This is a genomic window from Paraburkholderia sp. BL25I1N1, assembly GCF_003002025.1.
Lineage (GTDB): Bacteria > Pseudomonadota > Gammaproteobacteria > Burkholderiales > Burkholderiaceae > Paraburkholderia.
On the sequence record NZ_PVZB01000035.1, the window covers coordinates 42,427 to 56,146 of the forward strand.

The 13,720-nt window shown below is 61.1% G+C and carries 12 protein-coding genes, 1 tRNA gene and 1 pseudogene; 4 read left to right on the top strand and 10 right to left on the bottom strand.

The features are described 5' to 3' along the window. Window position 1: 1 nt before the first annotated feature. Window positions 2-748: a Sua5/YciO/YrdC/YwlC family protein gene (locus tag B0G73_RS35670; protein WP_106285761.1), complete on the top strand. Its 747-nt coding sequence runs from the start codon at window positions 2-4 to the stop codon at window positions 746-748. 552 nt (window positions 749-1,300) lie between these two features. On the opposite strand, the gene B0G73_RS35675 is transcribed toward B0G73_RS35670, so the two are convergent. Continuing rightward, on the bottom strand, window positions 1,301-1,978 hold the full coding sequence (locus B0G73_RS35675) for a TetR/AcrR family transcriptional regulator (protein ID WP_181196722.1): 678 nt from the start codon (window positions 1,976-1,978) through the stop codon (window positions 1,301-1,303). An 80-nt stretch (window positions 1,979-2,058) separates the two neighbouring features. On the opposite strand from B0G73_RS35675, the gene B0G73_RS35680 reads away from it, so the two are divergent. Beyond that, complete coding sequence (locus tag B0G73_RS35680; protein WP_106285763.1) at window positions 2,059-2,802, top strand: SDR family NAD(P)-dependent oxidoreductase; 744 nt, start codon at window positions 2,059-2,061, stop codon at window positions 2,800-2,802. A gap of 661 nt (window positions 2,803-3,463) precedes the next feature. Here the strand turns inward: B0G73_RS35680 and B0G73_RS35690 are convergent. The 5 genes and pseudogenes from B0G73_RS35690 to B0G73_RS35710 form a co-directional block, all read right to left on the bottom strand. Beyond that, window positions 3,464-4,492 carry an alpha/beta hydrolase gene (locus B0G73_RS35690; protein WP_106285765.1) on the bottom strand — a complete coding sequence of 343 codons (1,029 nt, stop codon included), beginning with the start codon at window positions 4,490-4,492 and terminating at the stop codon, window positions 3,464-3,466. A 34-nt stretch (window positions 4,493-4,526) separates the two neighbouring features. Then, complete coding sequence (locus B0G73_RS35695) at window positions 4,527-4,952, bottom strand: organic hydroperoxide resistance protein (RefSeq protein WP_106285766.1); 426 nt, start codon at window positions 4,950-4,952, stop codon at window positions 4,527-4,529. Between the two features lie 172 nt (window positions 4,953-5,124). Further along, window positions 5,125-5,691: a TetR/AcrR family transcriptional regulator gene (locus tag B0G73_RS35700; protein WP_106285767.1), complete on the bottom strand. Its 567-nt coding sequence runs from the start codon at window positions 5,689-5,691 to the stop codon at window positions 5,125-5,127. 208 nt (window positions 5,692-5,899) lie between these two features. Next, window positions 5,900-6,064 (bottom strand): annotated as a pseudogene (locus B0G73_RS35705) (integrase); the annotation flags it as partial. 269 nt (window positions 6,065-6,333) lie between these two features. Beyond that, window positions 6,334-6,948 carry a TetR/AcrR family transcriptional regulator gene (locus B0G73_RS35710; protein WP_106285768.1) on the bottom strand — a complete coding sequence of 205 codons (615 nt, stop codon included), beginning with the start codon at window positions 6,946-6,948 and terminating at the stop codon, window positions 6,334-6,336. Window positions 6,949-7,071: 123 nt separating this feature from the next. On the opposite strand from B0G73_RS35710, the gene B0G73_RS35715 reads away from it, so the two are divergent. Both B0G73_RS35715 and B0G73_RS35720 read left to right on the top strand, forming a co-directional pair. Next, complete coding sequence (locus B0G73_RS35715; protein ID WP_106285769.1) at window positions 7,072-8,046, top strand: SDR family NAD(P)-dependent oxidoreductase; 975 nt, start codon at window positions 7,072-7,074, stop codon at window positions 8,044-8,046. A 160-nt stretch (window positions 8,047-8,206) separates the two neighbouring features. Beyond that, window positions 8,207-8,953: an SDR family oxidoreductase gene (locus B0G73_RS35720; protein WP_106285770.1), complete on the top strand. Its 747-nt coding sequence runs from the start codon at window positions 8,207-8,209 to the stop codon at window positions 8,951-8,953. Window positions 8,954-9,222: 269 nt separating this feature from the next. Here B0G73_RS35720 and B0G73_RS40805 read toward each other — a convergent pair. From B0G73_RS40805 to fdhE, 4 genes are all read right to left on the bottom strand, one after another. Further along, window positions 9,223-9,315 (bottom strand) — tRNA-Sec (locus B0G73_RS40805). Between the two features lie 30 nt (window positions 9,316-9,345). Then, on the bottom strand, window positions 9,346-11,259 hold the full coding sequence (selB, locus tag B0G73_RS35725; protein ID WP_106285771.1) for a selenocysteine-specific translation elongation factor: 1,914 nt from the start codon (window positions 11,257-11,259) through the stop codon (window positions 9,346-9,348). Then, on the bottom strand, window positions 11,256-12,686 hold the full coding sequence (gene selA / locus B0G73_RS35730) for an L-seryl-tRNA(Sec) selenium transferase (protein ID WP_106285772.1): 1,431 nt from the start codon (window positions 12,684-12,686) through the stop codon (window positions 11,256-11,258). Before selA ends, selB begins: the two co-directional genes overlap by 4 nt. 35 nt (window positions 12,687-12,721) lie before the next feature. Next, entirely contained in the window at window positions 12,722-13,717 is a 996-nt protein-coding gene (gene fdhE / locus B0G73_RS35735; protein ID WP_106285773.1) for a formate dehydrogenase accessory protein FdhE, read from the bottom strand. Window positions 13,718-13,720: the final 3 nt, after the last annotated feature.

Genomic DNA, 13,720 nt, shown 5'->3' on the forward strand with positions numbered 1-13,720 from the left:
AATGTGGATTTGGCGTAGTTTCTCGTTCGTTTTCGATGTCGTTAAAGACGGCGGAGTAGCTATATGGCCCAACGACGTCGGCTACGGGATGATCGGGGGGACCACTCAGGCGCTGAAGAAGATTTTCGACACGAAGAAGCGCGGAAGTCACAAGAGAAACGCCCTCATCGGCAACGCCATCACTCAACGCGAAGTGCACAGGCTCGATCAGCGGTCGCAAGACATCATCGAAACGATCACTATCGACTACAACCTTCCGTTGGGCGTAATCGCGCCGTGCAACATCGATCACCCGCTGCTGCGCAAGGTTGATCCCGAGCTGCTGGAAGCAAGCACGGCGAACGGCACGATCGCGATGCTGCTTAACGCGGGGCCGGTATATGCCGAACTCACGCGCCTTAGCCGCGAGGAAGTGCAGCCGCTGTTTGGCTCGTCCGCCAACCTGAGCGGTACGGGCCAAAGGTTCCGGGCCGATGATCTTCAGCCTGAAATCCGTAGTGCCGCAGATATTGGCCTGGACTACGGACTGCGTAAGTATCACCACTATGGACGTTCAGTGACCATCATGCGATTCCCGGAGGTCGAGGTGGTGCGCATCGGGACGTGCTACGAGTTGATCGTTGACGCAGTTCGACGCGAGTATGGTATTGAACTTCCGGCAGACCCAGGGCGCGATGTTCTGCCGTCCGGTCACCTGAAAGAGTTTGAGCTCGCGAAGAACGCTGATAGTTCGATTAGCGGTCACTGAACTTCCCGGTGTAAATAAGCCACACCGCACGTGCTGCCCGTGCGGTGCAACGCAAGTCTAGAAGAAGCCACGTCCCTCCCATTGCGTGACGGACGCGTAGACTCGCCGACTTTAACCCGGGATTCTTCAAGTGGCCCCCGCTCGCATAGGAGACCTTGGCCGCTCCACTTACCTAACTTGTTCGAAATTTCCCGCGCCGCCTCTCACCGCAAAGGAAGCTCGGCCGGTGCTTGTGGCACCTAATGAGGCGCAAGAGATCGTCAGCGACTAAAGCTCGACGGGCCTCGTGTGTCGTCGGCAGAAGACTGTGGGTACGCCTTGACCAATAGCTCGCCACTGCCTCCCCAAAGCGCGGGTGTCCTGCTAAGGTCGATCCAGCAGCTTGATGGTTGTTCTTCGTTGGGAACCCGGTAGGGAAGCTAAAAAGGTTCGGTGGCACGAAACCTGAATGGATACCTGTCGGTTGGCCTCGCCGTTCGCCTTTAATCTCTCAGCGCGCGCGTCCCGCACCAATCAAGCTCAGCGGGACACTTCGCTATCCAAATCAATGCGTTAATCAGGCTTTGCGCGTGTGTCGGCGTGGCGAACCAGTTCCTCCCATCCAGCCATCGTCATCTCAGCGACGGCTTGAAGCTCGGCTCTTTCGGCGCCGTCCCGCGCTCGGATCGCCATACCGCTTTGGACTGTTTGCAGAAACCTCGCGAGTTTCGCTATATCAAGGGATTCCGGCAACTCACCCTCAGCAACGGCCCTTTCCAGGCGCGACACGAGCACATCAAACGCTCCACCTCGCGTGGCCCGCATCAAGTCATCAAGTTCGGCATGGCCATCGCTTCCGACGGTGCCCAGCGTGACCATGCAGCCGTGTGGCAAACCGCAATCTGCCCCAGTCATCGCCATGGCTGAGTCCCACAGATACGCAAACGCCGCTTCGCGTGCTGTGACAGCCTTGCGAAACCTCCCTAGGACCAGATGCTCGTAGGTCACCGAGTAAAGCCGCATCGCTTCGGCATACAGCTCGTCTTTCGATCCGAAAGCGGCATAGAGGCTGGTCGAGCCGACGCCGAGCGCATTGGTCAGGTCTGCAATTGAGGTCGCCTCATAACCCTTGATCCAGAAAAGCCTCATGGCTTGCGCCAGTGCAGCCTCGCGATCGAAAGCGCGTGGCCTGCCGCGGCCACGAGATGGGCGTGCAATGGTCCTCGAAGTGTTCTCTGATTTTTTCTGCATCGATCACTACATAAATATCTTGACTGTGCGTGCCACCGATCCTACCATTTGTGCATCGATCACTACATAAAAGGCGGACAATGAACAACAATCTAGTCGGAAAACGGGCATTGGTCACCGGCGGCTCCCGTGGCATCGGCGCCGCAATTGCGCTTGCGCTTGCAGAAGACGGCGCGGACGTTGCGGTAACGTTTCAGAACTCATCCGAGCGGGCGCAGGCCGTTGTGGCCTCGATCGAGAAGCTGGGCCGTCGCGGTGTCGCGATCAAAGCCGACAGTGCTGATCCATCCGCCATCAGGCGATCGGTCGATGAGGCCGCCGGCGCGCTGGGTGGGCTCGACATTCTCGTCAACAACGCTGCCATCGCTCGCTACAACACGATCGCCGACTTCGACCTGGCGGACATCGACGCTCTCCTTGCGGTCAACGTCCGCGGTCCCATTCTCGCGACGCAGGCAGCCATCCCTCACCTGAAAGCGGGCGGTCGCATAATCACGATCGGCTCCGCCGGAGCTGATCGCATCGTGGGCGCAGCAGGAACGGTCTACTACATGACCAAGTCCGCGCTGCAGTCGTTCACACGGGGGCTGGCTCAGGAACTGGGCCCGAAGGACATCACTGCCAATCTGGTTCAACCGGGCTCGACTGATACCGAAATGAACCCGGCTAGCGGCGAAAGCGCGGAATTCCAGCGCAGCCTTACGCCGTTGGGACGCTTCGCTGCACCGGCTGACATCTCTGCGGCCGTCACTTTTCTTGCAAGCCCGGCGGCAAGGCACGTCACTGGAACAATTCTCACGGTCGACGGGGGCTTGCTGACTTAGGTCAGTAATGCGGTTTGGCCATGACACGAGGAACATTGTGGAAGTGACCCATACCGCGTGAGGTCGATTCCAAACGGCAGCAAAAATTCTCGATCCTTAGCCATATCTTCAATATCGAGTCAGTCGTAGTACGACAGAGCGATTAAAGCGGCTCCGTGCTCGCGCGTGCGACGCCAGTTCACGAAAGCGCACGCGTCTTGCAAAGCCCCGAACTGTTCTGGGCAGCGTCTCCTGCAACCGCTGACAGCACCAAGCTGTATCGCCAACGTGTCCCCCTGTCTAACGCGCACGCCCGTCATCTCAGCCTCGGGCTCATCGAGGTAACTCAAACAGTCATATGTCGTAGCATTCATTTGGGGCCTCCATTCCTCAAGTGGTTGTGTCGCAACTCCACTTTGGCACATTGATGCCGTTCGGTTCTGGGGGCCCTCAATGAGGCTCAGATCCCCTGAAGGGAGGGCGGTGTCCATTCCATCTGGACCCACAACCGCCTCTCGCGGCGGCGGGAACCGACGCCTCAACCTGACCGCAGAGCGGAGTCTCGCAACGATTTGTCGGCGTCGGTAAGTCGGGATGCCTTGCACAGCCTGAAATCAAATGCCCTGATAGCCACGGCACGATGCTGTTACTCGAATGTGCCGCGGCCTCGAGGTCGCGCGGCTTACTTCAAACGCGCTTGCAACTCGTTGGCCAGCTGCCTGGTTGCGGCTTTGGTCGGCGCGTCGCCTGCGAGTGCATTAAGCAGGCCAAAGTCGTGAATCGTACCGTTGTAGCGGACCGTGGTGACTTCATTGCCCGCGACGTCGAGTTTGCGACCGTAGGCTTCGCCCTCATCGCGCAGTACGTCAAACTGCGCCACCTGGATGAGCGCTGGCGGGAGTCCCTTCAACTGATCAATTGAAGCACGCAGCGGTGAAGCGTAAATCTCGCTACGCTGCTTCGGATCCTTTGTATAAGCATCCCAGAACCACTTCATCATCGGTCGGGTCAGGAAATGGCCTTCCGGATAGGCATTGTACGAGCCGTCGCTGAAATTAACGTCCGTCACCGGCCACATCAGGCCTTGAAAGCGGATTGCGGGGCCCTGCCTGTTCTTCGCCATCAGGGAGACGACCGCGGCCATGTTGCCGCCGACGCTGTTGCCCACTACCGCGAGTCGGCTGCCGTCCACACCAATTTCGTTGCCATGTGCAGCGACCCACTCGGTGGCCGCATACGCCTGGTTGATCGCCACCGGGTAGTGGGCTTCGGGCGACGGCGTGTAATTGACGAACACCGCCGCTGCCCCGGATTGCACGACGAGGTCGCGCACCAGTCGCTCATGGGTCTGGAAGTCGCCAAGGATCCAGCCGCCGCCGTGGAAGAACATGAAGACCGGCAGCGCGCCCGTTGCGCCTTGCGGACGCACAACCGTGATCGGAACCGCGATGCCGTCCTGCTCGATGGTCTTGTTCGACACGTCAATGCCGGACAGATCGACTTTCTCGCTGTTCTGCGCGTCAATCAGCACCTGGCGCGCTTGCGCCGGCGGCAACGTATTGATTGCCGGTCCTGTGCCGCTGTTCAGCGCATGCAGGAACCTGCTGGTCACCAGATCGGGCGTGTCCGGTGCTGCCGGACTCGCGGAAAGGGCGATGGGGGAGGTGGCTGCAAGTACGGCGGCCAGCAGTAAGGGCTTGAAAGTCTTCATGGTTTGTTCCAGTGCAAGTCGGTTGGACGCGTGGTTAAACGATCGTGAGGGTGACGTCGATGTTGCCGCGGGTGGCGTTCGAGTACGGGCAGACAATGTGCGCCTTGTCGACCAGCGCCTGGGCCTCTTCGCGTGGCATGCCGGGCAGGGAAATCTTCAGTTCGACTTCGATACCGAAGCCGTTCGGGATCGCGCCGATGCCGACGCTGCCGTCAATCGAGACATCCACGGGGATGGCGACCTTGTCGCGCATTGCAACGAACTTCATCGCGCCGAGGAAGCAGGCGCTGTAGCCGGCGGCAAAAAGCTGCTCGGGATTGGCGCCTTCGCCGCCCGCACCGCCCAATTCCTTGGGCGTGGTCAGCTTGAAGTCGAGGTTGCCCGCGGGGATGACAGCGCGTCCGTCGCGTCCGCCTGTGGCGTGAGCATGGGCGCGGTAGAGAACTTTTTCGAGTGACATGGTGAGACTCCTTTAAAAGAAGACGGCAATCAGGCTTTACTATCTACTACTAGATAGATTCACCAATAAAAAAAACAGACAATTTCGACATCATATGATCCACTGTCTATCTACTCAAAGATAGACAGTGGGTGCAGACAAAGAGGTGGCTCGCCACCTGACATCGACTGCGTTATTGCGCAATCCTCACCGAGGCCGCGACATCTTCAAGTCGAGCCTTGGTGTGAAACAGCCGGCTCGCCAGCACACTGCCCTGAAAAGCCGCATAGAGGGCGCGCGCCGCGTTTTCCGGTCTGCTGTTCACCGCCAGCGTATGTTCCCGCAGACCTTGCGCGAGAACTTTGGCCAGCCAGCTTTCGTTAGCCTTAAAAAAGGCTTGCACCGCTTGCCGGATGTTATCGGGCAGCGACCCGATATCGGCAGCGAGCATGCCGCACAGGCAGATCTGATCGCCATCACCCAGGGTCCTACCGAATAGCTTCCCGTATTTGTTGAGCTTGGCGTCGGCCGGTAACGAAGCATCGATTGCGTGGATGGCGTTGAGTACTTCCTTGCTGTACTCGTTGACCGCTTCCAGAACCAGATCGTCTTTCGACGGGAAGTAGTAGTGGATGCTCGAGGTCTTTACGCCAACCAGACTGGACAGATCACGATAGCTAAACCCGTTGTAACCACGCAGCATGATAAGCGTGATTGCATGGTCAAGGATCTGTTCCCGCACGGTCGTTGTCGTTTCCATTGGTCGAAATATATCTACTCGCAGATAGATTGTCAAGTAAGTCGATCTTCTCGTTTCGCGGGAGCTGTCGACCGATTGCGATGTCACTGCGCTCGACCCGCAAACTGCCTCATGACCGACCGGTGTACCGCGCGCAGCGGTCGCTGACGAGACAACGGCGAACGTCTCAAAGTGGCCCGGCAAGCGCCCGCTCGCCGGTCATGGTCTGTCAAACCTCCGTTTGCTCGGCCATCTCGAGCGCATCGCCCACCTCAATCCCGAGGTAACGCATCGTACTTTCAAGTTTGGTATGGCCTAAGAGGAGCTGAACTGCGCGCAGGTTCTTCGCGCGCCGATAGATCAACGATGCCTTCGTGCGGCGCATCGTGTGTGTCGGGTGCCACCAATAATGAAAAATGCGTCGTTGAAGTTAAGGCGATTTTTCAGCAAGAGTGGCGTCGAGCAACCAGCACGTGCCAAGGAAAATGAAATATCCGTCCCGCACTGCCGCAGTAAGTGAAAAAACTGTTGTGTTCCCATCGGCGCGCTTGGAGTCGATTGACTACGTCGCCACTTTGTTCATCAGACGACGAAACGCCCGGATCCGCCGCTCATGTCAGTTGTCGTGGTCATTTCTCAATGAATTTTTTGTCCAATAACCCGTCAGACGCGCCGCGGCAGGAGCACCAAGCCGGCCGCTTCCTCGGCATCTTTGAGGAGCATCTTGCGCGGCACTCCTAGCTGCGCACGCATGGTTAGCCCACGCGCTAAATCCGTGACTTGGGTTGCGCGCGCGGCGACGGGAAAGTCAGATGGGATTTCTCCCGCGCTGATTGCGTCCCGGAAACGACCTTCCACCAGCGCGGTGCCACCAGCGGCCGCGTTTTGCAGGAACTGCCGGACCTCAGGGTCGTCCACAAGCGGCGCGACGCAAATCAGAAGGCAGCCCCGGGCGGACCCTTTCTCGGTCGCACTTTCGACGGCGTACCTCAGAAAGCCCGTGATCGAGTCGAGAAGACTGTGTGGTGAGAGGAGTGCCTTCGCGGCTGACGCGCCTTTCCGTTCTGCGTACGCCTTGAGGACCCGCAAGAATATGGCCCGCTTGTCCCCAAAGACGGCATACAGGCTCGGCCGTCCCACACCCATCCCGGCGACGAGATCGTCAATCGTCACTCCGTCGTAGCCTTTCGACCAGAACACCTGAGTCCCCTTTTCCAGCGCCCCTGTCTCGTCGAAGCTGCGCGGTCGGCCCCTCGGTCTAGCAGCATTTTGAATCATTTGGTTCAAAACTCCTTGACACTCGTCATCGCATCAATATATAACTGAATAGTTCTAAATTAGCAAGTCGTCCGTGGTCTCACGACTCGACCTTCCCCTTTCCCCTTTCCCACTGAGACGCCCATGGAACATTCGATCGTGCTCGTCACCGGTGCCACCTCCGGGCTCGGTTATGCGGCTGCCCGCACACTTGCCGGAGAGGGCTGGCGCGAGATCATCGTCACTGGCCGTAGCCTGGCTCGGGTCCAGGAAACGGCCGCTCAACTCGCAGCGGAAACTAAAAGACAGGTCTTCACGCCGCTTGAGCTGGAGTTGGACACGCCGGCCAGCGTCCAGTCCGCGCTCGCCGAACTCGTCAAGCGAGGTCGGCCGATCGATTTCCTACTGCTCAATGCAGGGATGGTTCCTGGCAAGGCGCGCGTGATCACGGCGGAGGGCGTCGAGGCTTCTCAGGCCCCGCTCATCGGTCATCATCAATTGACTGTCGGGTTGCTCCGCGCCAACCTGCTGAGCCCCAACGCGCGGATTGTCATCACCAGCGCGGAGCCTGCCCGAGGGGGCGTACCCATGTTCAAGTACACCGACGTGGACGCACTCGCTGCCAAATACCACCAGGGCGACCTGACCGCTGCTATGGAAGCCCTGATTCGCAACGGGCCGAACGTGAAGTACGTGCCCAACAATGCGTATGCCGACGCGAAGCTCTTCGTCGCCTGGTGGGTCGCAGCGCTGGCGCGGCGGCTACCCTCTGGCATGGCCGCGTACGCTGTCTCGCCCGGTGCGGCGACTGCGACCAACGTTTCGCGACAAGCTAGCCTGGCCGTGAAGTATCTGTTTATCCCGATCGCGAACTTCATTCCCGGCATGAATCAGACGCCGGAGACGGCAGCGGGCCGGTATATCCAGGCCTCGAAGTTCGGAACCGAGGTCTCAGGGCAATTCTTCGCCTCCGCTCAAGGGAAGTTCTCAGGCCCAATTGAGGCGCAGCTACACCCACACCTCCTCGATGGCGCTAACCAAGAAGCCGCGTGGCAGGCCGTCGTCAACGTCTCTGGCGTCAACTGGTCGTACGCGGAATCCTTACGCGCGGTGTCCTGAAGGCGCGCCGGTCGCGGCGAAATGGTCGCAGTTGCCAGAATCAGCGGGCGATTGCGTAGTTACATGATCGCCTACGGGCCATACGGTATTTTAAATGAATAGTAGTGCAAAGTAGCCAAGTATCGGCCACGTAACCCTAACCCTCTCAAGGAGAACACATATGAACCGGTACCAGGATAAAAAGGTGGTGATTATCGGCGGCACGAGCGGCATGGGGCTCGCGACAGCGAAGATGCTCCTCGACGGGGGCGCGCGCGTTCTGGTGACCGGCCGCTCGCAGGAGGGCTTGGAGTCGGCGCAGCAAGAGCTTGGGGACGGCGCGATCGTGGTTTCGAGCGACGCGCGGTCGCTAACCGACATCGACGCCCTCGCCGCTCAGGTGAAGACCGAGTTCGACACCATCGACCTGCTTTTCGTCAACGCCGGGTTCAGCATTCCAACGCCTCTCGCGAGCGTGACCGAAGCCATCTATGACGAGATGTTCAACCTGAACGCCAAGGGCCCCTTTTTCGCGGTCCAGAAGTTCGCGTCGCTGATCAATCGGGGAGGCTCCGTCGTCCTCACGACCTCTGTCGCCAACGTCAAGGGACTGCCGGGCCAAGCCACCTACGGAGCCGCCAAGGCTGCGCTGCGATCACTCGCTCGAACGCTCGCCGTCGAACTGCTTCCTCGCGAAATTCGCGTCAACGCGGTGACGCCCGGCCCCATCGACACGCCGATCCTCAACAAAGTGTTTCCCGATAAAGCCGTGATCGCCCAGGTTAGGGAGAAGACGATCGGCATGATTCCGATGAAGCGCTTCGGCACGTCGGAGGAAATTGCGAAGGCGGTCCTCTACCTCGGGTTCGATGCAACCTTCACGACAGGCATGGAACTTCCAGTCGATGGCGGTTGGTCGCAACTCTGAAGGCGGTACGCGGGTACGGCCCTGATCTTTCGGATCGCGCGCTCGGGCCATTCCCTGGTCCGAGCGGCAAGCGATGATCGAGCCAAGTGGGAAGCTGCCTGTGAAGCGGCAGTGCGAGCTATTTGGACTGAACCGGACCGGCATGTACTACCAGCGTCCGGTGTCGCGGCACATCCCTTACAGGAGAGAAAGATGTCATCAGAACCACAGAAAGCCGCTGCGGCATCGGTAACCTGTGCAGCGCAGAAGAGTTCTTATAAACCACGCGGCGGAAAGCAGCCGGAGTCGAACCGACCTGAGAGCGTCTGACGCCCTCAACTGGGTTTGAAGCCCAGCCGCGCCACCGGACGCGAATGCCTTCCTGCGGTGATCGAACTACACGTTGCCGATGCTCAGAGCAGATCGAGCCAGCGAGTATCCGTGCGCAGTAGATGCAGCCCACGGTGGAAGCGAGTATACCCAACCCGGTCGAAGAACTCCAAAAGCTGGATCGCGCGTTTGCGGCCCAGTCCGGTGGCGTCGCGAAACGGTGCGGCCGCAACCGTGCCGGCATTCTTTTGCCCCTCGGCTGCCGCAATTGAAGCCAGTTCCCGAATCATCTCGGGGTGATAAAAGAGGTCGCGCACGACCTGAAACAGCTCGCCCCGCCGCGCGAGTTTACGCATCAATTGCCGCACGCGCTCCTCCGGCACGCCGTTCGCATCGGCCAGATCGCGCACCCAGGGCGGGTCGAAACGCCCTGCTCTCACCGCCGGCAGCAGCATCGCCGCGAGTGCGCGATCCGCTTCGTCGAGCGTTACCGTATGGCCCGGCAGATGCAGCCAGGGCCCGCGTTTGACGATCTCGCCACGCGTCGCCGCATCGTCGACGAGCGCGCGCCACAGCGCGTCGTCCACCAGCGGCGCCGCGATGCGCCGCAAGCGCGAGATGTCCGGGCCCAGGTCGTCCGGCGAGCGTTCGTGGTACTGCGCGAGCGTAGTCGTCAAGCGCGTATTGAGCGCTTGCCAAAGCGCATCGGCAATTAGCAATGCGTCCTCGCCTGGCAGTGCCACGACACGCGTATCGGCCGGCAATGCGAGCGTGGCCGCCGGCATGCCCGTCAAACGTTCCAGCTGCGAGCGCGGCAAGCCATGCGGTGCTCTCGCGATGACGGCGTCGAGCGTGCCGGTGTCGAGCATGATCTGAAGCGCGTCGAGCCACGCCAGCCGCTCGGCCGAACGACGCTTGCGCGACGGCGCGAACGGATCGAGCACATGGCCGCCGCCAATCGTGCGATTGGCCTGCGCGTTACGTACCACGAAGCGATCGCCCGGCAGCGCGCAAACCGGGCGCTCGAACACGAGTTGAACGCGGGCACGCTGACCGGCGCCGAGTGTTTCGCCATCGAGCAACGCGACGTGCGCAACCTGATGCTGCGTGCCCAGATGCACATGCAGCGGCGCCCAATGCTCCAACGCCTGCGGTGCGTCGGCGAGCAGCGTCAGCATGACGTCAATTCGCTCCGACGCCTGCGAGAGCCGCGGATCAACGATCCAGTCGCCACGATCGATCGCGCTCTTCTCGATGCCCGCCAGGTTCAATGCACATCGCTCGCCAGCGCGTCCGCTCTGCGCCGGACGATTCTGCGCATGAATGCTGCGGACACGCACAGGTTGATTCTTCGGCGCGAGCAGCAGCGTATCGCCCACCGTCACGCGGCCCGACACCGCAGTGCCGGTCACGATCGTGCCTTGGCCCGTGAGCGTGAAGACTCGATCGACCGCAAGACGGAACAGGCCGTCGTCGCGCTTCATTCGCCATGCCGCGGCCGCCGCGTGCAGATGCGCCTTCAACGCGGCGACGCCGGGATCGTCGGACTGCACTGCGCAAGTATCGAACACGGGCGCGTCCTGCAGCACGCTGCCGCTCAGAAACGCCCGCACTTCGTCATGCACTTCGTGCAGACGTTGCGCGTCGACGCGATCCACCTTGGTCAGCGCGACGGCGCCTTGCCGGATCCCGAGCAGTTCGACAATCGCCAGATGCTCGCGCGTTTGCGGCATCACACCGTCGTCGGCGGCGACCACCAGCAGCGCGAAGTCGATGCCGCTCGCGCCCGCTGTCATCGTATGCACGAGCTTTTCGTGACCGGGCACATCGATCAAACCGAGTACGTCACCGTTCTCCAGCGGTACGTACGCGTAGCCCAGTTCGATCGAAATGCCGCGCGCCTTTTCTTCTTTAAGACGATCCGTATCGATACCCGACAGCGCTTTCACCAGGCTCGTCTTACCGTGGTCGATATGCCCCGCCGTACCGACGATCATGCGCGCACGCCTTTCAATTGCTCGATCAGTTCCGCTTCATCGGCGGCTTCGAGACAGCGCAGATCGAGGCGCAACGCGTCGTCTGCGATACGGCCGATCACGGGCCGCGCCATCTCGCGCAGCCTCTTTTCGAGCGCGAGCAATTGACGGCCACCGCGCTTACCGTCCACCGTTTTGACGACCAGTCCGTAACTCGGCAGTACGTCGACCGGCAGCGCGCCGCTGCCAATCTGGCTGAACATCGGCTCCGCCGTCACCGCATAGCGTTCGCCGAGAGCATGCTGCAATGCGGGCTGCACGCGCTCCGCGGCGAGCCGGATGTCACCGGCGGCACGGGTCAATAAGCGCAACGTGGTGAGCCGCTGCGTGAGCCGCTCCGGCGCACGATAAAGCTGCAGAACAGGCTCCAACGCCGCGAGCGTCAGTTTGCCGACGCGCAACGCGCGTTTAAGCGGATGCTTCTTGATCTTCGCGATCAGATCGCGTCGCCCGACAATCAAACCGGCTTGCGGACCGCCGAGCAACTTGTCACCGCTGAAGGTGACGATATCCGCACCGGCTTCGACGGTTTCGCGCACTGTCGTCTCGCGCGGCAAGCCCCATTGGCTCAGATCGACCAGCGTACCGCTGCCGAGATCCACGGCAACCGCGAGGCCGCGCGTGTGGGCGAGCGGCGCGATTTCATCCAGAGCGACCTCTTTGGTGAAGCCGCTGATTGCATAGTTGCTCGCGTGGACTTTCATCAGCAGCGCGGTTTGCGGGCCGATGGCTTCCTCGTAGTCCTTCAGATGCGTGCGGTTCGTCGTGCCGACTTCGCGTAATTTCGCGCCCGCGCGGCTCATGATGTCGGGAATGCGAAAGGCGCCGCCAATTTCAACCAGCTCGCCGCGCGACACAATCACTTCCTTCTTCGACGCCAACGCCGACAGCGTGAGCAGCACCGCGGCCGCGTTGTTGTTGACCACGGTGGCCGCTTCGGCACCGGTCAATTCGCAGATGAGGTCGTCGATCAAATCGTCGCGATCGCCGCGCTTGCCGGTGCCAAGATCGAACTCGAGGTTGGCGGGTTGCGTGAGCGCTTTCATGACGGCCTGAACCGCCTCGTCGGGCAGCAATGCACGGCCGAGATTGGTATGCAATACCGTGCCGGTCAGATTGAAAACGCTGCGCAAGCGCGACTCGTTGCGCATGCGCAGTGCAGCTTCGACTGAACTCTTCAGTTGCGCGACGTCGAGCGCGCTCAAGGACGCATCGCCCGACTGCGCACCCGCGCGCCAGCGATCGAGCGCCTCGCGCACCGCGCCCAACACCTGCGTGCGGCCGTATTCGACAATCAACGCCGCGAATTCGGCCGACGCCATTACCTTTTCCACCGACGGCACGCGCGCCATCAGCGCCCGCAATTCAGAGCCGCTTACATCGCTCACGAGCCAATCCCTTTTCTAGTCGCATTCATTCGCTGCTAGTCGGACTCGCCGGAAGACTCATCCGCGTTGACGCCCTGTTCGGGCCACAGCCACGGATGCGGCGACGCCCGCCGGTAACCTTCCGCCCCCATCAGCAAATCCAGCGTGAGACTGGCGAGATCGTCCGCGAACGGTTCGAAATCGTAGTCCTTCGACTGAATGCCGATCTTCCGGTAAGTATGGCATTCGTCGCACGACTCCGCTTTCAACGCGGCGTTCTTCGATTCGGCTTCGCGCGCGGCTTCACCCGCGTCCGGTGAGCCGACCGTGTGATAAGCGATGCCTTTGGTCGAATCGCAGTTCGAGCACTTCGTGCGAACCATGTGCCACTCGGTCGAGCACAGGCCGCATTGGAGGTAGCGGTAATTGTCATACGCGCCGCCCACGCGCACGATGCTCGCCACCGGATGCGATCCGCACACGGGACACAGGCCGAGCGTCTCGATGTACGGCACCTCGCGCTTGTCGATATCGGCGGCGAGGTCGGTCCACACCACTTGCAGCGCGGCCACGATGAACGGCGCGCTCGCCGGATCGATTTCTTCGAAGCGCTGCGCGAAGATCGCATCGGCCTGGAATTCGAGCGCGGCGGTGTCGAGCGTGCGCAGCCGGTCGATCAGCGCTTCGAGCGGCGGCGTGAGCGGGCCCGCGGCTGCCACCTTGTCGAGCAACCGGTGCAGCACGTCGCGCCACGCCGGATCACGCACGCCGGAAAACGCGGGAATCAGCGGCATGGAATGCTGCTGCGCACTCGCGATCAACTCGGCGCTCGGCGGCGCTGCCTTGAAACTGGCTATCACGGCTTGCTGCGCGTCGGCGAGCACGGCCATCAGGCGCAAATAGCCGGCGATCGGATTGTCGAGCGCCGCAAGCTGGCGCAGCCGCGCGGCGCGCGCGGCAAACACCGCGAGCCGGTCCGGCATGCGAAGGCGCGGAATCGCCGAATGATCGAGCGATTCGATATCGCCGGCTTCGAGAATACGTTGAACCACGGT